The sequence below is a fragment of the Pseudomonas putida genome, from assembly GCF_002025705.1.
In the GTDB taxonomy this organism is placed as follows: domain Bacteria; phylum Pseudomonadota; class Gammaproteobacteria; order Pseudomonadales; family Pseudomonadaceae; genus Aquipseudomonas; species Aquipseudomonas putida_J.
Genome location: NZ_CP018846.1, coordinates 2,844,713 through 2,865,325, shown reverse-complemented (window position 1 = coordinate 2,865,325; position 20,613 = coordinate 2,844,713). Strand labels below are relative to the sequence as shown.

Sequence of the window (20,613 nt, the reverse complement as noted above, 5' to 3'; positions counted from 1 at the left end):
CCACGATGACCACCACCCGTATCATGCCGGCCGCCGAGCAGGCCTATGGCTACCCACTGCTGATCAAGCGCCTGCTGCTGTCTGGCGTGCGCTACCGGCCGAACCAGGAAATCGTCTACGCCGACAAGCTGCGCTACAGCTACACGACGCTGATCGAGCGCATCCAGCGCCTGGCCAATGTGCTCACCGAGGCCGGGGTCAAGCCAGGCGATACCGTCGCCTTGCTCGACTGGGACAGCCACCGCGCCCTGGAGTGCTTCTTTGCCGTACCGATGCTCGGGGCGGTGTTGCACACGGTGAACGTGCGGCTGTCCGCCGAGCAGGTCCGCTACACCATGAACCATGCCGAAGACCGGCTGGTACTGGTGCATGACGATTTCCTGCCGCTGATGGCGCAACTGCGCGATGAGCTGCCAACCGTGCAAGGCTTCATCCGCCTCAGCGATGGTGCCTGTGATCAGCCGACACTGCCCACGCTGGGCGAGTATGAGGCGTTGCTGGGCGCGGCTGGCGCCAGCTTCGACTTCCCTGATTTCGACGAGCATTCCCTGGCGACACTGTTCTACACCACCGGTACCACCGGCCACCCGAAGGGCGTGTACTTCAGCCATCGCCAGCTGGTGCTGCACACCCTGGCCGAGCAGGCCACCCTGGCTGCCTGCGGTGCCGAGCCACTGTTGCGTGAAGGCGATGTGTACATGCCGATCACGCCGATGTTCCATGTGCATGCCTGGGGTGTGCCCTATGTGGCCACGGCGCTGGGCATCAAGCAGGTCTACCCGGGGCGCTACGAGCCCAATCGCCTGGTGCGGCTGTATCGGGAAGAGGGCGTTACCTTCTCGCACTGCGTGCCGACCGTGCTGCAGATGATGCTCGACAGCGACGAGGGCCGGCGTACCGACCTGGTCGGCTGGAAGATGCTGCTTGGCGGCAGCGCGCTGACCGTAGGGCTGGCACAACGGGCCAGCCACCGCGGCATTCGAGTGCACTGTGGCTATGGCATGTCGGAAAGCTGCCCGCTGCTAAGCGTCACCCGCCTGGGCGCGCAGGACCTGGCATTGCCCGTGACCGAGCAGGTGCCGCTGCGCATCAACGCCGGGGTGCCGATCGTGCTGGTTGACCTACGTATTGTCGATGACGCAGGCCTGGACGTGCCTCACGATGGCGAACGTCTGGGTGAAGTGGTGGTGCGTGCGCCATGGTTGACCCAGGGCTACCTCAACGAGCCAGAGCAAGGCGCTGCGCTATGGCGTGACGGCTGGCTGCACACCGGCGACCTGGCCTGCATCGACGCGGGCGGCGTGGTGCGCATCCGCGACCGGATCAAGGATGTGATCAAGACCGGTGGCGAGTGGATCAGCTCGGTCGAACTGGAAAGCCTGATAAGCCAGCACCCGGCCGTCGAGGCGGTGGCCGTGATCGGCGTGCCCGACCCGCAGTGGGGCGAGCAACCGCTGGCATTGCTGGTGTGCAGCGACGGCCGGCAACTGGACGCGGCGGCACTGGCTGCGCACCTGCAGCCCTTCGTCAACAGCGGCCAGCTGAACAAGTGGGCGATTCCACGGCAGATACGCTGTGTTGAGCAAATCCCGAAAACCAGCGTGGGCAAGGTCGACAAGAAGCTGATCCGGCAGGCCTTGCTTACCGAATAACCTGCGCAAGAAAGCGAGTGCAGCGGGGGGCGGGCAACGTTAAAGTGCGCTGAAACTGGTTTGCCGTAAGGAACTCAGATGTCCAGCGCCTTTACTTTCATGTCGTCTCCGGTCGGCACCCTGACCCTGGTGGCGCGCGGCGAGTGCCTCGCCGCCGTGCTGTGGGAGGAGGAACGTGAGAACCGCGTGCGGCTTGGCGAACTGCACCGCGATGACCGCCACCCGATGTTGTGCGAAACGGCCCGCCAGCTGGGTGAGTACTTCGCCGGCACGCGCCAGCGCTTCGAGCTGGCGCTGGACTTCGCCGGTACCGAGTTCCAGCGCCAGGTGTGGGCGGCCTTGCTGACCATTCCCTTTGGCCAGACCCGCAGCTACAGCGATATCGCCCGGCAGATCGGCAACCCCAGTGCCGTGCGCGCGGTTGGTGCGGCCAACGGGCGCAACCCGATCTCGATCATTGCCCCGTGTCACCGGGTGATCGGTGCATCCGGGAACCTGACCGGGTTTGCCGGTGGTTTGCCGGCCAAGCAGTATCTGCTGGCGCTGGAAGGACGGCAGAGCATGGCCCTGGACCTGTAAGTTTCAGGCCAGCGCTGTTTTTGTAGGAGCGGCCTTGTGTCGCGATAGGGCTGCGAAGCGGCCCCTGCAATTTCTAGTGCGAAGCTGAAAACCTGGGGCCGCTTCGCGCCCCTTTCGCGACACAAGGCCGCTCCTACAAAGTTCGCGCCTGCCTTCAGGATTAACTGAAGCAGCTCACCAGCAGGCAAACAAGCAGCGTCATCACCGAGCCCGCCAGCAGTGTGTACTGGCGACGCGCACGGCGGGCATGTGGCCGCACTTCACGCAGGTACTCCCCTGGCGTTGGTGCATCAGGCCGGTGTCGCAAGCCCCTGGCAATCGCTGCCAGCTGGCTCCTGATCAACAGGCCGGTCATGTAGTAGGTCAGGGAAAAACTGGCCAGCACTGAAAGCACGTACTTCATACAGCACAACCCTCCAGCGGCACGCCAAGCGCGAGGTTGCTGGCGGTATCCAGCAGGATGAGGCCTTCAGCCTTGTCATCCAGCGCCGCCAGCAGGTTGCCTTGGCTGTCCCAGGCCGCAGAGCCGCCAGCACCGATGAAGGTGTCGGCCGGCCCGACGCAGTTGGCCAGCAACACCGGAATGCCCAGGGTGCGTGCCACTTCCGGGTAATGCTCGTTGCCTTCGCGGATGCCTTTGGCGGTTTTGGCCACGCTGACCAGGTACAGTTCGGCACCCAGCGCATGGGCCTGCGCGGCATGTTCGATGAACATCGACTCATAGCAGATGGCCGGGGCGACCTGCAGCTGCCCGGCTTCGAACACCAGGGCTTGATCACCAGGGGTGAAGAACGGCCGCTCGTCATCGTGCAGGCGCTGCTTGGCGTACGCCAGGGGTGGCAGCCCCGGGCGCAGGATGGGCATGCCGATGCGAATGCCCTCGGCGGTCGGCAGTGGCAGCCCCACGGCAACGCTGATCGAGAGCTGGTCACAAAGCGCCTGCAACGGCTGCAGCCGGGCAGAAGTCAGCGGCAGCGCCACCTGCCGCGCCAGGGTCGGTTCGTAGCCGGTCAACGACAATTCCGGAAACACCACAAGCTCGGCGCCCAGTGCCGCGGCTTGTTCGATGCAGCGCAGATGGCGGGCCAGGTTGCCCGCCAGGTCGCCTTTGCGCGACGCCAGTTGTACGGCACAGAGTTTCATGGTGCGTTCCTTCCCTGGTACAGGTCCAAGGGCCGAGCATACCCCCGGCACACTCGCCTGTGCCAGCCGGGGGGCGCTTCAGGACGTCGAGTGCGGGCCGAAACGTTGGCGGAACCAGTCGTCGAGCATGGCCTTTTCCGCATACAGGCGGTCGCTGCTGTGGGAGGCACGGCCTGGGCGGCTCAGGTACATCTTGTCACTGACCCGCTCCTGGGCTTGTTGGTCGGGCTTGTCGGGCTGGCTCAGGGTGTAGCTCAGGTCGATGGTCGGCCAGGTGATGTCCCGCATGTAGCGCACATCGTAGGCCTGGCTATGCCAGGGTTCGTAACGGCCGGCCAGGTCGATGTCGCGGATGTCGATGACCAGTTGCTGGCCGGGTTGCAGGTAGCGCTGGCCGAGTTTCTGCAGGTACTCGGTCAGGGTTTTCATCACGTAAGGGTCGGCGCCGCGCTCATAGCCTGGGCCATCGAGGCTGGCGTCGCGGAATTTTTCCGGGTGGTCGAAACGCACCTCGACCTGCGCAGGCGGGGTGCCTTGTGCCATGCTGTTGAATGACAGCGCCACGAGCACGGCACACACAAGAGCGTTACGCATGATGCACCTCCGGGGGCGAGCTGCGTGTCGCTTCATTTTACGCCTGCCAGGGCGCGGCAGCAGAGGAACATTGTAATGAGCCGGTTTCGGCGGGTAGCCGCCAACAGCAAGGGACGTGACCTGGCCGTGGGCGATATTCACGGGCATTTCCGGCGGTTGCAGCAGTGCCTGGATGCGGTGGGTTTCGACCCGGCGGTAGACCGGCTGTTCAGCGTCGGCGACCTGGTCGACCGCGGGCCGCACAGTGAAGAATGCCTGTGGTGGCTGGCTCAGCCCTGGTTCCATGCAGTGCAGGGCAACCATGAGTCGCTGGCGATCACGTGCCTTTATGGCGGGCGCCTGGATCTGGACATGTACCGTGCAGCGGGTGGTGGCTGGTTCATCGACATGCCCAAGGAGCAGCAGGCGGTATTTGTCGAACGGTTCCTGCAGTTGCCGATTGCCCTGGAGGTACAGACAGTAGCCGGCCTGATCGGCCTGCTGCATGCCGACAGCCCGTTCAACGACTGGCATGCATTGCGCGATAGCCTGCTGTTTGAAGACGACGCTGGCGTTCGCGAGGTTTGCCAATGGTCGCGTCAGCGCCTGAAAGAGGGCAACTCCGAGGCCGTGGCAGGCCTGCGTGCCTTGCTGGTGGGCCATACGCCGGTGATGCATGCCAAGCAGCTGGGCAATGTCTGGCACCTTGACACCGGCGGCTGGGCCAGTGGCCATTTCAGCCTGATGGACCTGGCCAGCCTGCGCCTGGTCAGCCCGGCAAAAGGTGAATCAACAGCGCCCCGGCCAGCACCATCAGCATGAGCCCGGACGCCCGCTCCAGCCAGGGCAGGGCACGCGCGAAGCGCCGTAGCAGGTGCTGGTTGCCAATGGCTGCGGCCACCAGCAGGTCCCACAGCAGCACGACGCTGAACATCCAGGCGCTGTAGAGCCATTTCCAGCCTGCGCTGGTGCTGGCCACCATGCCGGCAAGGCTGGCGTAGAACAGCGCGTTTTTCGGGTTGAGTACGCCGGACACAAAACCCATGCCCAGGCCACGCCACCAACCATTGATTGCGCCCTGCGCAGCAACGGCTGTCAGCTCGCTAGCACCCGCATGGCGCAGGAACAGCAGGCCGATGTAAAGCAGGTAGCCGGCACCAGCCAGTTGCAGGGTGATGAACAGCACGCTGCCTTCGCGCAGGATTGCCAGGCCGGCGAAGGCCATGGCAATGAACAGGCCATTGGCCAGGGCGATGCCCAGGCAGGCGCCACTGGCCACACGCCAACCCGCCGCTACCGATGTGCGGGCAACCAGGAAGAAGTCTGGCCCCGGTGAAAGCAGGGCGAGGAAGTGGGCGAGGGCGACGATCAGGAACTGCTCCATGGTGGGCTTTCTCGGGTAGAAAGCCGCAGTCTGGGATGTTGCACAGGCGCCGGTATTGAAGATTATTGCGCTTGCCGGTAATGCCCCGGCGTGACCCCCACATGGGCTTTGAACACCCGCTGGAAGTGGCTCTGGTCGGCAAACCCCAGCTGATAGGCAACCTCGGCCAATGCCAGCCCGTCACGCAGCAGTAGCCGCCCCCGGTTGACCCGCGCATTGAGCAGAAAAGCATGGGGTGTAAGGCCGGTGGCAACGCGAAACGCGCGGATCAGCTGATAGCGGCCAAGGCCCGCTTGCCCGGCCAGGCGCTCAAGGCTCAGTTGGGCCAGGTCTTGCGCCTCGATGTGTTCGATCAGCCTGCGCAAGGTCGGCCCCGCCAGCGCAGGTGCGGGCGCCGCAAGCGATGCCGGTTGTGCAGAGAAGTCGTGATCGCCCAGGAATGCCACTAGCGCCGCCTCTTTCTCGCCGGCGCTCGCTGCAGAGAACAGCAGGTCGTTCAGTTCGCAGAATTCACGGTACAGCCCCGGTTCCCGGCTGATGCGCGCAGGGGCTCCGGGCCTGGCCGCTTCAAGCCCGGACTCCAGGCGCAACTGCGCCAGCCAGCCGGCCTCCACATGCAGCATCTGGTAACTCCAGGCTTGGCCAGGCTCGGGGTTGCAGGCATGTACCCGTTGCGCCGGCACCATCACCAGGGTGCCCGGCGTCAGGCGCTCGTGCCCCTCGCCAGCACCCGTGAAGCAGCTGCTGCCGGCATCCACCGCGCCGATGGAGAAGGTCGGGTGACTGTGCGCCTTGTAGCAGGCGCGGCTATGGCAGGCGCGGCGGCTTTCTACCCAGGGCAGCGCCGGGTCGTGCCAGAGCAGGGAACGGGCAGTGGGCATGACAGTGTCCTCGATCAGCGGGGCAGCTTAGCAGCGCCGGGCGCAAGACCGTACAGTTTTTGCCGTTGGCTGTACCTTGACCGGGCACCCGCCCGGCATCGACAGTAGCGGCAGATTGCCTGGAGAACAAAATGGACCTGTCGAGCCTGTTGCTATTCATCCCTGCCTGCTTCGCCCTGAACATGGCGCCGGGGCCGAACAACCTGTTGTCATTGCACAATGCCAGCCGATACGGCCTGCGTACCGCCTGCGTGGCCGGCGGCGGGAGGATTCTCGCCTTCAGCGGCATGATCGCCCTGGCTGCCATGGGCCTGGCGGTGGTGCTGCATACCAGCGAATACCTGTTTCTGGCGATCAAGGTGGTGGGCGCGGCGTATCTGTTCTACATCGCCTGGCAGCTGTGGCGCGCCCCGGTTGGCGAGGCTGTGGTAGCCAGCGATCACCCGCGTGGCACCTGGCGTCTGGCGCGCCAGGAATTCTGGGTGGCGGCGGGCAACCCGAAAGCCATCCTGATCTTCACTGCTTTCTTGCCGCAGTTTGTCACGGTCGGCAGCGCTACACCGGTCAGCGAGCAGTTCCTCTGGCTGGGTGTGCTGTTCCTGCTGCTGGAGTGGGCGGCGATCGCCATCTACTCGGGCCTGGGCGCCTACATGCAACGCTGGTTCAGCCAGCCCGGCCCGCGCCGGCTGTTCAACCGGGTCAGTGCCTCGCTGCTCGGTTGCGCCGGCCTAGGCTTGTTGGCGGCGCGCCGCTAGAACTGCCAGCGCATGCCCAGGTTCACGCCGCTGGCTTCCTGCTGGCGGCTGTCGAGGTTACTTGAGTACTGCACGCCGCCGTGCAGGCTCAGCGCCTCGCTCACTTGGGCGACCAGGCCGGTTTCGAGCTGCAGCGAGGTGTAGCGGTAGTCGGTCTTGATCTTGTCCACGCCATCGAAGGTGAGCGTGTCGCGGCCACCGTCGCCGTGCCACAGGTTGAGTTGCGCGTAGGGTTGCAGCAGGCGCCCGCCGATGCCGCTGTAGGCGCCTTCGAGGCGCACGCCGAGCCGGCCGGTCAACTCGACCTGGGCATCGTGGCTGACGTGCGAGACTCTATCGTTGGCGCTGTCCAGCGAGACTTTCTGGGCGATCAGCTGAGCATGAGGTTCCAGGGTCCAGCGTTCGGACACGCTGATCGGGTAGCCGGATTCCAGCGATGCGGTCCAGGCGTGGCCATCGATGTTCAGCTTGTCGCCGCGGTCGGAGCGCGCGCGACCGTCGAGCTTGGTGTACTGCAGCACGCTGTCCAGGTACCAGCCTTGCGGGCCAACCAGCGTCCAGTAGCCGCCGACACTGTCACCGTCGAGCTTGAGGTCACCGACACTGCGGTCTTCCACCGCCAAGGCGAAACCTTTTACATCGGCGTCCAGGCGGCTGTGGCTGACGTACAGGCCGAGGTGCTGGCGATAGCCATCATCGCTGACTTTGGCATATAGGTCCTGACCCACCTTGAAGCCGTACAGGTTACCGTTCAGGCTCGGGCTGACGGTGCCACTCCATTGCTGGCGCAGCGCGCCGCCGTAGGCCTGGCCCCAGCTGGCCGGCAGGGCGCCTTGGCCAGCCAGCAGCTGCTGGTCACCCTGGCGCTGATGGAACGTGCCTAGCGCCTGGCGGGCGATGATGGCAGCGCCCCTCGGCGCTGCGGCATAAACCGGGACTTCCGGGCGATACAGCGGCAGGCTTTCGCCCTGCACCGGCGCTGGCAGGTCGAGTTGGCCGGGGGCTGGCGCAGCGACAGGCGGGGTAGCGGCCGGGGCGATCAGGGGCGGTTCGCCTGGTTGCGTTGGCTCACCAGGCTGCGTGGGTTGTGAGGGTTCCCCGGGTTGGGTTGGCTGTGACGGATTTTCGGGTTGTGTCGTGGGGGCCGGGGCGGGCGGCGCGACCAGCGTCGAGCGCAGGTACCAGCTGTTCTCGCTGCCTGCGGTCACACCGCCTTTGAACAGGCGGTAGTCGTAGGCACCGACCGACAGCGTCTGGGTCTGGACAAAGGCCGTGGCAGTGCTGGTGGCGCCATTGCGGGCTTCAACGACCTGGATGCCGTTCTGGTTCGTGGCGGCACCCGTGCCACCCAAATTGTTCACTTCCAGGCGCGTGCTGCCGCTGATACTGCCCTGGCTGACCACCAGCCGGTCGGAGGCTGCATCGTCGCCAGCGAGCACACTGTTCACGCGTAGCAGGCCATTGTCACCCTGGTAGTTGCCGTTGAGGGTCAGGCGGCCCTGGGCGTCGTTGCCAGAGGTCAGGTCGATGGTGCCGGCATTGCGGACACTGGCAAACTGGCCGGCAGTGAACGGAGAAACCGTGCCCTGGCGAGAGATCAGCGCGCTGCTGGCATCGATGCCCAGGCTGCCAGTGCCGCTGTTTGCGTCGCCGAGGGTCAGCGTATCGTTCAACGTCAGGCGGCTGTTCTGGTTCAGGTCGATTGCCTCGAAATTCAGGTAGCGGGCGCCGCCGTCAATCTCGCTGTTGATGAACTGCAGTTGGTCGTTGCCGGCACCGCCATCGATGTTGATGGTCAGAATTTGCGGGTTGAGGTTGCTGATGATGACCTTGTCGTCATCGACACCCATGTCGACCCGCCCACCAATGGTGCCCCCCGACCAGTTCAGGACATCATTGCCGGCGCTGGCCAGCACGTTGCCTTTCAAGGTGCCGCCGTTGATGGTGATGATATCCACGCCGCCACTGGTACTGATGTTTCCGCCAATGGTGCCGCCATCGAGGGTAATGGTGTCGTTGCCGAAACCGCTGACCAGGTTGCCATCGATGAGGGTTTCGACACCGAGTTTTTGGGACATCACGAACACGTTGTCGGCGAGCTTGAGGTCCACCCGGCCAATCCGGCCTCCTTTGAACACGGCGCTATCACCATCCTCGAAAGCGCCGACGATTCGCCCTCCAGTCATTTCGAAGGTGTCATAACCTTGACCCTGGTTCAGCGACTGGACGGTACCCCCCGTCATCTTGAAATCGTCGATGGCCGGGGTCTGTACGATGGCACCCAGGTTGTCGCCAGGCGAAACCACCAGGTTTTGCGCGTGTACGATCAGCGGCAGGGTGAGTAGGGGAAAAGCAGCAGGCAGCAGCAGGCGGGGGCAACGCATCGGCAGGTCTCCGAGTCCATTAGAGGGACCACTACCTGAAACGGCATCTCATATGCCGTTTCGGCCCTGCCAGAGTTGTATGTAATGCGCAAACACGGGGCAACTGGCAAAAATGCCAGGTGGCCCGTGGCCATCAGTCGCGGTAGAAGGTTTGCACCAGGTGGTAGCCGAACTTGCTCTTGATCGGCCCGTGGACCACGCGCAGGGCTTTCTTGAAGATTACCTGGTCGATCGAACCCACCAGCTGGCCCGGGCGCACTTCGCCCAGGTCACCGCCACGCTTGCCTGATGGGCAGGTGGAAAACTTCTTCGCCAGCACGTCGAAGGCCTCGCCATTGGCGATGCGCTGCTTGAGCTTTTCGGCTTCGTCAGCGGTCTTGACCAGGATGTGGCGGGCTTGAGCTTTCATGGGACACCTGTGCTTCGGGGGCAAAAAAGGGCGCATTATGCCTGATCGCGCAGCTCCGTGCGGTCACGAAACTGCTCCAGCGCCTGCGGATTGGCCAGGGCATCGGTATTTTTCACCGGCAGCCCGTGCACCACGTTGCGAATGGCCAGTTCTACCAGCTTGCCACTGATGGTGCGCGGGATGTCGGTGACCTGGGCGATCACCGCTGGCACGTGGCGCGGCGTGGTGTACTGGCGGATCACCTGGCGAATGCGCTGGCGCAGGGCATCGTCCAGTTGCAGGTCACCGCGCAGGCGCACGAACAGCACCACGCGCACATCGCCTTGCCACTCCTGGCCGATGGCCACGCTTTCCAGTACTTCTTCGACCTTATCCACCTGGCGGTAGATCTCTGCCGTACCTATTCGCACGCCACCCGGGTTGAGCACTGCGTCGGAGCGGCCGTGGATCAGCAGGCCACCGCTGCTGAGCTGTTCGGCGTAGTCGCCCTGCGCCCAGACCCCGGGGAACTGGCTGAAATAAGCGTCATGGTAGCGGCTGCCGTCGTCGTCGTTCCAGAAGCCCAAAGGCATCGACGGGAAGTTGCGGGTACAGACAAGCTCGCCTTTTTCATCGAGCACCGGCTGGCCCTGTTCGTTCCACACTTCCACGGCCATGCCCAGGCCCTTGCAGGCCATTTCGCCCCGGCGCACCGGCAGGGTGGGGTTGCCGAGCACAAAGCACGAGACAATATCGGTGCCTCCGGACATCGAGGCCAGGCAAAGGTCAGCCTTGATCTTGCCATACACGTAGTCGTAGCTGTGCGGCGACAAGGGCGAACCGGTGGAAAGGATCAGCCGCAGGCTGTCCAGCCGATGGCTGCTGGCCGGCTCCAGGCCTTCCTGCTCCAGCGCGGCCAGGTACTTGGCACTGGTGCCGAAGGCCCGGATGCGTTCGGCGTCGATCAGGTCGAGCAGACGCTCGGGGCCGGGGTGGAACGGTGAGCCATCGTACAGCACCAGGGTGGCGCCGACGGCCAGGCCACTGGCCAGCCAGTTCCACATCATCCAACCACAGGTGGTGTAGTAGAACAGCACGTCATCGGCTTTCAGGTCGTTGTGCAGGCCATGTTCCTTGAGGTGTTGCAGCAGCAGGCCGCCAGCGCGGTGGACGATGCACTTGGGCACACCCGTGGTGCCGCTGGAATAGAGGATGCACAGCGGGTGGTCGAACGGCAGCGAGGTAAACACAGGCTCACCACCGGCCTGATAGAAGTTGTCCCACAGGCTGACCCTGGCAGCAGTGAATTCGCAAGCTTGTGTGTGGGGGCGCGTATAGGGCACCACGATCAACTGCTGCAGCCCCGGCAGCTGGGCGCAGACCTGGTTGATCTTGTCGACCTGGTCGAACGACTTGCCGGCGTACTGGTAACCGGCGCAAACCAGCAGCAGTTTCGGTTCGATCTGGCCAAACCGGTCAATGATGCCGTGCAGGCCGAATTCCGGTGAAGAGGTCGACCAGACCGCCCCCAGGCTGGTGCAGGCAAGCATTGCCACCAGGGTTTGCCAGGTGTTGGGCATGACGGCTGCAATGCGGTCACCGGGTTCGATGCCTGCTGCCTTGAAGGCTCGCTGCAGGCCTGCCACTTCGGCGGCCAGTTGGGCATGGGTGAAGACCACGCGTTGGCCATCTTCACGAACGCAGACAATTGCAGGTCGGTCGTCGCGCCGGCGCAACAGGTGTTCGGCGAAATTCAGGGTGGCGCCACTGAACCAGCGGGCATCAGGCATGTGCGCGCCTTCGTTGAGCACCTGGCTGGGTGGGGTATGCCAGGCCACCTGGAAATAGTCGGCAAGGGTTTGCCAGAAAGCAGCACGCTGCTCGATGCTCCAGCGGTGCAGGGCCGCGTAATCATTGAGCTGCAGGTTGTAGCGCAGGTTGACCCGGCGGCGGAAGGCATCCATCCGGCTGGCCTCGATCTGCGCCGTGGAGGGGCGCCAGAGCACATCGTTCATGCCGAACCTCCCGGTACTGCCTGAGGTTGAGGGCCCCAAGCAGGGGCCCTCGTGGTTGCTTATTCCACTTTAGCCGTTTGCACGTCTGCCGATGCCGACCATAGGCGATAGCGTACTTCGACACCCTTGGGCACATAGACCACTACCGGCAGCTTGCTGTTGTAGCGCAGCATGAAGCCTTCGCCGACCACCGGCACGAAGGCCTGGGTCTTCTTGCCGTCCGGGCAGGCCATCAGGGTGCTGGCCGGGCCGCCGACCTTGTCCAGGCGGTAGTAGCTGTAGCCCCAGCCTTCGAGGGTGTGCTCTTGCAGGCTGCCGGCCAGGCGCTGGCGGTTGCAGTCCACCTGCAGCGTCTTACCGGCCAGGATTTCCAGCTTGTGGGCCGACTCATCGGTTTGCGCCGGCAGGTGAATGACCTGCCGGGTAAAGCCTTTTTCCGCCTCAGGATAGGGTGCTACGTCCTTGAGGCTGGCAGCCATCGCCGGGGCGGCGGCAGCCAGGGTCAGGGCAAAGATCGCAGTCATTGGGGTTGGGCGCATAGGGCCTCCTTGCTGATGAACGAGTGCAAGACCGTTGCCAGGCCCAGGCCGCCCGTCACTGGGCCAACCAGCCACCATCGACGTTCCAGGCGGCGCCGCGAACCTGGCTACCGGCCTCGCTGCACAGGAATAGTACCAGCTCGCCCAGATGCTCGGGGGTGACGAAGGCCAATGAAGGTTGCTTCTCGGCCAGCAGATCGTGCTGCGCTTGCTGCGGATCGACGCCGCTGGCGGCACGATCGTCGATCTGCTTCTGCACCAGCGGGGTCAGCACCCAGCCTGGGCAGATGGCGTTGCAGGTGACGTTGCTGGTGGCGGTTTCCAGCCCCACCACTTTGGTCAGGCCGACCACACCGTGCTTGGCCGCTACATAGGCCGCCTTGCCGGTGGAACCCACCAGCCCGTGCACCGAGGCAATGTTGATGATCCGCCCCCAGTTGCGCGCGCGCATGCCGGGCAGGGCCAGGCGGGTGCCATGGAACACGGCCGACAGGTTGAGGGCGATGATCTTGTCCCAGCTTTCTACCGGGAATTGCTCCACCGGCGCCACGTGCTGGATGCCGGCGTTGTTGACCAAAATGTCGACGCCGCCGAACTCGCGTTCGGCCAGGGCGAACAGCGCCTCGATCTGCGCCACATCGGACAGGTCCGCCGGGTGGTGGGTAACCTTGACGCCATGGCTGGCGATTTGTGCCAAGGCCGCCGCCGGGTCGCCGAAGCCATTGAGCAGGATGTTGGCGCCAGCGCGGGCCAGCACTTGGGCGATACCCAGGCCGATGCCGCTGGTGGAGCCGGTGACGAGTGCAGTCTTGCCTTTCAAAGTCATGCAGAAACTCCTTAGACGATGCCGGTGGCGTAGAACGTGGCGATGACCACGAATACCGCCAGGGTCTTGATCAGGGTAATACCGAAAATGTCTTTGTAGGCTTCGCGGTGGGTCAGCCCGGTTACCGCCAACAGGGTGATCACCGCGCCATTGTGCGGCAGGGTATCCATCCCGCCGCTGGCCATCGCGGCTACCCGGTGCAGCACTTCGAGGGGAATGTTGGCGGCATTGGCAGCGGCGATGAAGCTGTCGCTCATGGCCGCCAGGGCGATGCTCATGCCACCCGAGGCGGAGCCGGTGATGCCGGCCAGCAGGGTCACGGTGATCGCTTCGTTGACCAACGGGTTGGGAATGCCGCGCAACGCATCGGCCAGCACCAGAAAGCCCGGCAGCGAGGCGATCACGGCGCCAAAGCCGTACTCGGACGCAGTATTCATGGCTGCCAGCAGCGCGCCGCCGACCGCGCTTTTGGTGCCTTCGGCAAGGCGTTCGCGGATCACGCCGAAGGCGCATACCAGGACCATCAGAATGCCCACCAGCAATGCTGCCTGCACCGCCCAGATCGCCGTGAGCTTGGCCACGTCACTGTTGACCGGCGCGCTCATGCCCGGCAGCTGCAGGGTATGGCTGGGGCCGTACCACTGCGGGATCCAGTGGGTGAACAGCAGGTTCATCACGCCAACCAGCACCAGTGGCGACAGTGCGAGCCAGGGGTTGGGCAGGGCCAGGTCGGCAGCTGTCTCAGGCTCGTTGCGCAGGTTGCTGCCGTAGCCTTCGCCAGCACGCTGGGCCTTGTTGCGTTGGCGCTGCAGGTACAGCATGCCGCTGCAGAACACGAACAGCGTGCCGATCAGCCCCAGCCAGGGCGCGGCCCAGGCGGTGGTGTTGAAGAAGGTGCTGGGGATGATGTTCTGGATCTGGGGGGTGCCGGGCAGGGCGTCCATGGTGAACGAGAACGCGCCCAGGGCGATGGTTGCCGGGATCAGGCGCTTGGGGATGTCGCTTTGGCGGAACATCTCGGCGGCGAACGGGTACACCGCGAACACCACCACGAACAGCGACACGCCACCGTAGGTGAGCAGGGCGCAGACCAGCACGATCACCAGCATCGCCTGGCGGGTACCGAGCAGGCGGATGGCGGCGGCGACGATCGAGCGCGAGAAGCCGGACAGCTCGATGAGCTTGCCGAATACCGCGCCAAGCAGGAACACGGGGAAGTACAGCTTGATGAAACCGACCATCTTCTCCATGAACACCCCGGTGAACGCGGGGGCCACGGCGGCTGGGTCGGTGAGCAGGACGGCGCCGAGGGCGGCGATGGGGGCGAAGAGGATCACGCTGTAACCGCGGTAGGCGGCCAGCATCAGCAGGGCCAAGGCGGCGAGGGCGATGAGCACGGTCATCGGGATGGGTCTCCTGGGTGAGTCTTGTTGTTATGAGTGACCGGGAGATAGCGGAAATCGTGCCAGATCTGTAACCAATTGATTTATAAGGTTTATTTGGTTTTTATTATTCGCGATGTCTACATTTTGAGACTGTAGGGGGCTGCTTCGCAGCCCATCGCGGCTAAAGCCGCTCCTACAGGGGGGACGCGATCCTTCGTAGGAGCGGCTTTAGCCGCGATCGAGGGCGAAGCCCTCGCAGCGATCTCGAAGCAGAAACAAAAATCTCCAATCAGAGACCAAAGGCCACCATTTTCTTGTACAAGGTCGAGCGCCCCAACCCCAACGCCTTGGCCGCTTCGGGCACATTTCCCCCATGCTCAGCCAAAACCCCGGCAATCAGACCCCGTTCAAACTGTTCACACGCCTCACGATAGCTCATGCGATTAGCCTGGCCCGCAACCGGGCTCAGCGGCCCCAGCGCCGCAGCCAGGTCGGCTACACCGAGGCGCGGCTGGTCAGCCAGCAAAGTCGCCCGCTCCAGCACGTTGCGCAACTCGCGAATATTCCCGGGCCAGGCGTGTCGTGCCAGCAATGCCTGGGCGTCCTGCTCCAACTCGTACTGGCTGCCCAGTTCGGCCAGGATCGCTTCGCACAGCGCCGGCAAGTCCTCGACCCGCTGCCGCAGCGGCGGTACCTCGATCGGCAGCACATTCAGCCGGTAATACAGGTCGGCACGAAACGCCCCGCGGGCCATGGCCGCCTGCAGGTCGATGGAGGTGGCGGCAATGATGCGCACATCGCTGCGCAGCATCTGGTTCGAGCCGACCGGTTCGTACTCTTTTTCCTGAAGCACACGCAGCAGCTTGCTCTGCAGCGCCAGGGGCATGTCACCGATTTCGTCGAGGAACAACGTACCGCCTTCGGCCAGTTGCAGCTTGCCGCTGCGGCCCTTGCGATCGGCGCCGGTAAAGGCGCCAGGTGCGGTGCCGAAAAATTCGGCTTCCAGCAAGGTTTCGGGGATCGCCGCGCTGTTGATGCTGACGAAGGCTTTGTGTGCCCGCGCGGACGCTGCGTGGATGGCATGGGCCAGCAACTCTTTACCGGTACCGGTCTCGCCCAGCAGCAGCACCGGCGAATCGCTGCCCGCACCCCGCCGTGCGCGGCGCTTGGCCTCAAGGCTGGCCGGGCTGCTGCCGACGAACTGGGCGAAGCTGTATTTGGCCTGGCGTGCGCGCAATTGCGAGCGGGTGCTGGCCAGCTCCTGCTGCATGCTCGAATAGCGCTTGAGCAAGGGCGACAGGCTGCGCAGCTCTTCGAACAGGGCAAAGCCGATGGCGCCGATCAGTGCGCCCTGGGCATCGTGGATCGGCAGGCGCATCACCACCAGCGGCTCGTTTGGGGTGTCGAGCATGTCCAGCAGAATCGGCCGACCATTGCTCACCACCTGGCGCATCAGGCTGCCGGGGATCACCGCCTCGCAGGGCTGGCCGATCGCGCTGCTGGCATCGGCGAGGCCGAAGCGACGGGCGTAGCGCTCGTTCATCCAGACGATGCGTGCTTCACGGTCGACGATCACCGTGCCTTCGCTGGACTGCTCGATGATCTCGAACAGCGAGCGGATCGCCAGTTGCCGTACCTGGGGGTAGTCCTTGAGGCTGTCGCTTTCGTGCATCTTCTTCTACCTGAATCTTGTGAGTGCAGGCCTGGCCTTTTCGCGGGCAAGCCCGCTCCCACAGGTAATCCACACTTTTCAGCTTTGTGGCGATCCTGTGGGAGCGGGCTTGCCCGCGAAGAGGCCGGTCTTGAAATCTACCCTCTGGGGTCGAACGCCTCACGCAGGGCATCCCCGATAAATACCAGCAGCGAAAGAATCACTGCCAGCGCAAAGAACGCGGTAAAGCCCAGCCACGGTGCCTCAAGGTGCTGCTTGCCCTGGGTTACCAGTTCACCCAGCGAGGCACTGCCGGCGGGCATGCCGAAGCCGAGAAAATCCAGCGCTGTCAGCGTGGTGATGGCCCCGGTGAGCATGAACGGCACATAGGTCAGCGTCGCATTCATCGCGTTGGGTAGTACATGGCGCAACATAACCTGTGTATCCGGCAGCCCCAGGGCGCGCGCTGCCTTCACGTATTCGAGGTTGCGCCCACGCAGAAACTCGGCGCGCACCACGTCGACCAGGGTCAACCACGAGAACAGCGCCATGATCCCCAGCAACCACCAGAAGTCCGGCTCGACGAAACCGCTGAGGATGATCAGCAAGTACAGCACTGGCGGCCCCGACCACACTTCAAGCAAGCGCTGCCCGAACAGGTCCACCCAGCCGCCGTAATAGCCCTGCAGCGCGCCGGCGCCGACACCGATCAGCACGCTGATCACTGTCAGGGCAAAGGCAAACAGCAGCGAGGTGCGGGTGCCATACAGCACCCGTGCCAGCACGTCGCGGCCCTGGTCGTCGGTGCCAAGCCAGTTGCTTGCGCTAGGCGGGCTGGGCGTGGGTACCAGCAGGTCATAGTTGGGCGTGTCGGCGCTGAACGGGATGGGCGCGAACAGCATCCAGCCGCCTTGGCCCTCGATCAGCTGGCGCACATAGGTGCTGCGGTAGTCCGGCTGGAACGGCAGCTGGCCGCCGAACTGCTGCTCGCTGTAGCGCTTGAGCGCTGGCATGTACAGCTCACCCTGGTAGCTCAGCAGCAGTGGTTTGTCGTTGGCCACCAGTTCTGCGCACAGGCTCAGCAACAGCAGGCCGGCAAACAGCCACAGCGACACCCAGCCCAGGCGGTTGCGGCGAAAGCGCTGCATGCGGCGACGCGAGACCGGCGACAGCATCAGTGCGCCCTCGAGTCGAAGTCGATGCGCGGATCGAGCACGGTGAAGGCCAGGTCGCCGATCAGCCGGAACAGCAGACCGGCCAGGGTGAAGATGAACAGCGTGCCGAACACCACCGGGTAGTCGCGTGATACCGCCGCTTCGTAGCTCATGCGGCCGAGCCCATCGAGGGAAAAGATCACCTCGATCAGCAAGGAACCTGCAAAGAACACCGTGATCAGCGCCTGGGGCAGCCCGGCCAATACCAGCAGCATGGCGTTGCGCAACACGTGCCCATAAAGCACGCGCCGTTCGCTCAGCCCCTTGGCGCGGGCGGTGACCACGTACTGGCGGGAGATCTCATCGAGAAAGGCGTTCTTGGTCAGCAGGGTAAGGGTGGCAAAGCCGCCTATCACCAGGGCGCCGACCGGCAGCACCAGGTGCCAGAAGTAGTCGGCAACCTTGCCCAGCAGGCTGAGCTGGTCGAAGTCGTCCGAGACCAGGCCACGTACCGGGAACCAGTTCAGCGAGGTACCGCCTGCGAACAGCACGATCAGCAGCAAGGCAAACAGGAACGAGGGCAGGGCATAGCCGACCACGATCAGCGCGCTGCTCCAGGCATCGAAGCGGCTGCCATGGCGTACTGCCTTGCGGATGCCCAGCGGGATGGACACCAGGTAGGTGATCAGCGTGGCCCACAAGCCTAGCGACAAGGTTACCGGCAGCTTGTCGAGGATCAGGTCGGTGACCTTGGCGCCGCGAAAGAAGCTTTGGCCGAAGTCCAGCCGGGCGTACTGGCCGAGCATCAGCCACAGGCGTTCCGGCGCGCTCTTGTCGAAGCCGTACTGGCGCTTGATCTCCTCGATCAGCTTCGGGTCCAGGCCACGGGTGGCACGGGATTCGCCGTGTACCACCTCTACCCGCGAGCCGGGCGCGCCGCCGCCCAAGCCCTGCAGGCGCGCCACCGCCTGCTCGACCGGGCCACCGGGCGCGGCCTGGACGATGGCGAAGTTGACCAGCAAGATTGCGAGCAAGGTGGGGATGATCAGCAGCAGGCGCCGCAGGATGTAGCTGGTCATGGCTGAGCCTTTTGCCGTTCGGCCATCTGCGCGTTGCTCAGCGCCGTCGGGCTGATTTCCCACCAGCTGTCCAGGCCTTCGTCATAAGCGGGCTGGGTTTTTGGCAGGCCAAAGCGGTTCCACCACACCGTCGAGCTGCCCGGTGGGTAATAGTTGGGGATCCAGTAGTAGTTCCATTGCAGTACCCGGTCCAGGGCATGGGCGTGGTGCAGCATGTCGGCCTGGGTGTTGGCGCGCACCAGGCCGTCGATCAGCTGGTCCACCGCCGGGTCCTTGAGCACCATCAGGTTGTTCGAGCCTGGGTCGTTGGCGGCGGCAGAGCCGAAGTAGTTGTACAGCTCGGCGCCCGGCGACAGGGTGACCGAATAGCCCGTGACGATCATGTCGTAGTCGCGGGCCATCAGCCGGTTCACATACTGCGCCGAGTCGACGTTGCGAATGTTCAGGCTGATGCCGATCTGTGCCAGGTTGCGCTTCCACGGCAGCAGCAGGCGTTCCATGCCGGACTGGCCGTTGAGGAAGGTGAACGCCAGCGGCTCGCCCTGGGCGTTGACCAGGTGATCGCCCTCGGGGTTCCAGCCGGCCTGTTGCAACAAGGCCAGCGCCTGCAACTGTTGTGGTCGAATGATCCCCGAACCATCGGTAACCGGCGCCGTGAACACCTGGGTGAAGACTTCCTCCGGCACCCGGCCGCGCAGCGGTTCGAGCAGCTTGAGCTCGCCCGCATCCGGCAGTGCGCGGGCAGCCAGTGGGGTATTGGAGAACACGCTCTGCTGGCGGATGTACATGTTGCGCATCATTTGCCGGTTGCTCCACTCGAAGTCCCAGAGCATGGCCAGTGCCTGGCGTACCCGGCGGTCCTTGAATTGTGGCTTGTCCAGGTTGAACACGAAGCCTTGGGCCGCCTGCGGCTTGGCCGGGCCCAGGTGAGCGCGTTGCAGGCGACCATCGTCCAGCTGCGCGCCGTTGTAGCCCAGGGTGTAGGCGGTGGCGGAAAACTCGCGGTTGTAGTCGTAGCCGCCGCCCTTGAGGACCTGGCGCGCCACTTCGGTGTCGCCGAAATACTCGATGCGGATGTGTTCGAAGTTGTAGCGCCCACGGTTGACTGGCAGGTCTTTGGCCCACCAGTTCGGGTCGCGTTCAAAGGTGATGTTGCGGCCGTTGTCGATACGCCCTATGCGGTACGGGCCGCTGCCGACGGGCTTGTCGAAGCCGGCGCCGTTGGCGAAGTCGCGGTTGGCCCAGTCGTGCTCGGGCAGTACCGGCAGGCTGGCCACGTCCAGGGCCAGGGTACGGCCGTGGGGTTGCTTGAAGTCGAAGCGGACCCGCTGCGGGCCTTCGACCGTGACCCCGGCGACATCGGCGAACTGGGTGCGGTACTTGAGGCTGCCTTCGGCCATGAGCTTGTCGAAGCTGAAACGCACGTCTTCGGCGCGCACCGGCTTGCCATCGGCGAAGGTCGCCTTGGGGTCGATATCGAAGCGCAGCCAGGCGTCATCCGGGCCACGTTCCATGCGCCGGGCAATCAGGCCGTAGACGGTATATGGCTCGTCGAACGAGCGTTGCGCCAAGGGCGCATACAGCCAGCCATCGACCTCGCTGACGCCGATGCCTTTGTCGATGAAGGGCAGGATATGGTCGAACTGGCCGATCTCGATGGCCGAGCGGCGCATCAGGCCACCCTTGGGGGCGTCGGCGTTGACGTAGTCGAAATGGTGGAAGCCTTCGCCGTAGCGGGGCGCTTCGCCGTAAACAGTCAAAGCGTGGGTGGGAGCGGCTTGGGCCATCCAGCCCACACATAAAAGCAAGATCCCTGAAATGAATTGTGGGAGCGGGCTTGCCCGCGAATAGGCCCGCCCAGGCAACTTTGTTGACTGCTCAGGCCTATTCGCGGGCAAGCCCGCTCCCACAGGGATAATCATCGGATGCGATGACTTAGTCCTGGCGGCTGGTCACTTCCAGCAGGTGGTAGCCGAACTGGGTCTTCACTGGGCCCTGTACGGTGTTGACCGGGGCGCTGAATACCACGGTGTCGAATTCCTTGACCATCTGGCCTGGGCCGAACGAGCCCAGGTCACCGCCCTGGCGGCTGGACGGGCAGGTGGAGTTGGCCTTGGCGATTTCAGCGAAGTCGGCACCGGCTTCGATCTGGGCTTTTAGTTCGTTGCACTTTTCTTCGGTGCTGACGAGGATGTGACGGGCGGTGGCGCGTGCCATGGGTACTG

At 64.3% G+C, this 20,613-nt stretch carries 20 protein-coding genes; 4 read left to right on the top strand and 16 right to left on the bottom strand.

Going from position 1 to position 20,613, the window contains the following annotated elements; translation table 11 throughout:
* Positions 1–5 precede the first annotated feature (5 nt).
* Together BUQ73_RS12840 and BUQ73_RS12835 are read left to right on the top strand one after the other, a co-directional pair.
* Positions 6–1,652, top strand: coding sequence for a fatty acid--CoA ligase (locus BUQ73_RS12840; protein ID WP_027919210.1), 1,647 nt, complete (start codon positions 6–8; stop codon positions 1,650–1,652).
* A 78-nt stretch (positions 1,653–1,730) separates the two neighbouring features.
* Positions 1,731–2,231, top strand: a complete 501-nt coding sequence (locus BUQ73_RS12835) for a methylated-DNA--[protein]-cysteine S-methyltransferase (protein ID WP_079228266.1) — start codon at positions 1,731–1,733, stop codon at positions 2,229–2,231.
* 160 nt (positions 2,232–2,391) lie between these two features.
* Here BUQ73_RS12835 and BUQ73_RS12830 read toward each other — a convergent pair whose 3' ends face one another.
* The 3 genes from BUQ73_RS12830 to BUQ73_RS12820 form a co-directional block, all read right to left on the bottom strand.
* Complete coding sequence (locus BUQ73_RS12830; protein ID WP_079228265.1) at positions 2,392–2,634, bottom strand: hypothetical protein; 243 nt, start codon at positions 2,632–2,634, stop codon at positions 2,392–2,394.
* Positions 2,631–3,374 carry a carbon-nitrogen hydrolase family protein gene (locus BUQ73_RS12825; protein ID WP_079228264.1) on the bottom strand — a complete coding sequence of 248 codons (744 nt, stop codon included), beginning with the start codon at positions 3,372–3,374 and terminating at the stop codon, positions 2,631–2,633. Before BUQ73_RS12825 ends, BUQ73_RS12830 begins: the two co-directional genes overlap by 4 nt.
* Before the next feature lie 78 nt (positions 3,375–3,452).
* Entirely contained in the window at positions 3,453–3,968 is a 516-nt protein-coding gene (locus BUQ73_RS12820; RefSeq protein ID WP_079228263.1) for a DUF3016 domain-containing protein, read from the bottom strand.
* A gap of 75 nt (positions 3,969–4,043) precedes the next feature.
* On the opposite strand from BUQ73_RS12820, the gene BUQ73_RS12815 reads away from it, so the two are divergent.
* Positions 4,044–4,769: a metallophosphoesterase gene (locus BUQ73_RS12815; RefSeq protein ID WP_079228262.1), complete on the top strand. Its 726-nt coding sequence runs from the start codon at positions 4,044–4,046 to the stop codon at positions 4,767–4,769.
* Here the strand turns inward: BUQ73_RS12815 and BUQ73_RS12810 are convergent.
* A complete protein-coding gene (locus BUQ73_RS12810) occupies positions 4,717–5,331 on the bottom strand; it encodes a LysE family translocator (RefSeq protein WP_079228261.1) in 615 nt (204 codons plus the stop codon). The genes BUQ73_RS12815 and BUQ73_RS12810 overlap by 53 nt on opposite strands.
* A gap of 62 nt (positions 5,332–5,393) precedes the next feature.
* Positions 5,394–6,212, bottom strand: a complete 819-nt coding sequence (locus BUQ73_RS12805; protein ID WP_079228260.1) for an AraC family transcriptional regulator — start codon at positions 6,210–6,212, stop codon at positions 5,394–5,396.
* Between the two features lie 131 nt (positions 6,213–6,343).
* Here BUQ73_RS12805 and BUQ73_RS12800 point away from each other — a divergent pair, with 131 nt between their 5' ends.
* On the top strand, positions 6,344–6,967 hold the full coding sequence (locus BUQ73_RS12800; protein WP_027919217.1) for a LysE family translocator: 624 nt from the start codon (positions 6,344–6,346) through the stop codon (positions 6,965–6,967).
* Here BUQ73_RS12800 and BUQ73_RS12795 read toward each other — a convergent pair.
* The 11 genes from BUQ73_RS12795 to BUQ73_RS12745 all read right to left on the bottom strand — a co-directional run bounded on the left by BUQ73_RS12795 (position 6,964) and on the right by BUQ73_RS12745 (position 20,605).
* On the bottom strand, positions 6,964–9,351 hold the full coding sequence (locus tag BUQ73_RS12795; protein WP_079228259.1) for an autotransporter outer membrane beta-barrel domain-containing protein: 2,388 nt from the start codon (positions 9,349–9,351) through the stop codon (positions 6,964–6,966). The genes BUQ73_RS12800 and BUQ73_RS12795 overlap by 4 nt on opposite strands.
* Positions 9,352–9,484: 133 nt before the next feature.
* Positions 9,485–9,760, bottom strand: a complete 276-nt coding sequence (locus BUQ73_RS12790; protein WP_027919218.1) for a peptidylprolyl isomerase — start codon at positions 9,758–9,760, stop codon at positions 9,485–9,487.
* A gap of 35 nt (positions 9,761–9,795) precedes the next feature.
* Entirely contained in the window at positions 9,796–11,754 is a 1,959-nt protein-coding gene (locus BUQ73_RS12785) for an acetoacetate--CoA ligase (RefSeq protein WP_079228258.1), read from the bottom strand.
* A 59-nt stretch (positions 11,755–11,813) separates the two neighbouring features.
* The gene (gene eco / locus BUQ73_RS12780; protein WP_079228257.1) at positions 11,814–12,293 is read right to left on the bottom strand and encodes a serine protease inhibitor ecotin; all 480 of its coding nucleotides are present in this window, start codon (positions 12,291–12,293) and stop codon (positions 11,814–11,816) included.
* A gap of 55 nt (positions 12,294–12,348) precedes the next feature.
* Entirely contained in the window at positions 12,349–13,119 is a 771-nt protein-coding gene (hbdH, locus tag BUQ73_RS12775; protein WP_079228256.1) for a 3-hydroxybutyrate dehydrogenase, read from the bottom strand.
* A gap of 11 nt (positions 13,120–13,130) precedes the next feature.
* Positions 13,131–14,522, bottom strand: a complete 1,392-nt coding sequence (locus BUQ73_RS12770) for a GntP family permease (protein ID WP_027919222.1) — start codon at positions 14,520–14,522, stop codon at positions 13,131–13,133.
* Between the two features lie 271 nt (positions 14,523–14,793).
* Positions 14,794–16,176: a sigma-54 interaction domain-containing protein gene (locus BUQ73_RS12765; RefSeq protein WP_079228255.1), complete on the bottom strand. Its 1,383-nt coding sequence runs from the start codon at positions 16,174–16,176 to the stop codon at positions 14,794–14,796.
* Between the two features lie 137 nt (positions 16,177–16,313).
* The gene (locus BUQ73_RS12760) at positions 16,314–17,330 is read right to left on the bottom strand and encodes an ABC transporter permease (RefSeq protein ID WP_079228254.1); all 1,017 of its coding nucleotides are present in this window, start codon (positions 17,328–17,330) and stop codon (positions 16,314–16,316) included.
* A complete protein-coding gene (locus BUQ73_RS12755; RefSeq protein ID WP_079228253.1) occupies positions 17,330–18,388 on the bottom strand; it encodes a microcin C ABC transporter permease YejB in 1,059 nt (352 codons plus the stop codon). The genes BUQ73_RS12760 and BUQ73_RS12755 overlap by 1 nt, the downstream gene beginning before the upstream one ends.
* Positions 18,385–20,310, bottom strand: a complete 1,926-nt coding sequence (locus tag BUQ73_RS12750) for an extracellular solute-binding protein (RefSeq protein ID WP_079228252.1) — start codon at positions 20,308–20,310, stop codon at positions 18,385–18,387. Before BUQ73_RS12750 ends, BUQ73_RS12755 begins: the two co-directional genes overlap by 4 nt.
* 13 nt (positions 20,311–20,323) lie before the next feature.
* Entirely contained in the window at positions 20,324–20,605 is a 282-nt protein-coding gene (locus tag BUQ73_RS12745; RefSeq protein ID WP_027919227.1) for a peptidylprolyl isomerase, read from the bottom strand.
* Between the last annotated feature and the right edge of the window lie 8 nt (positions 20,606–20,613).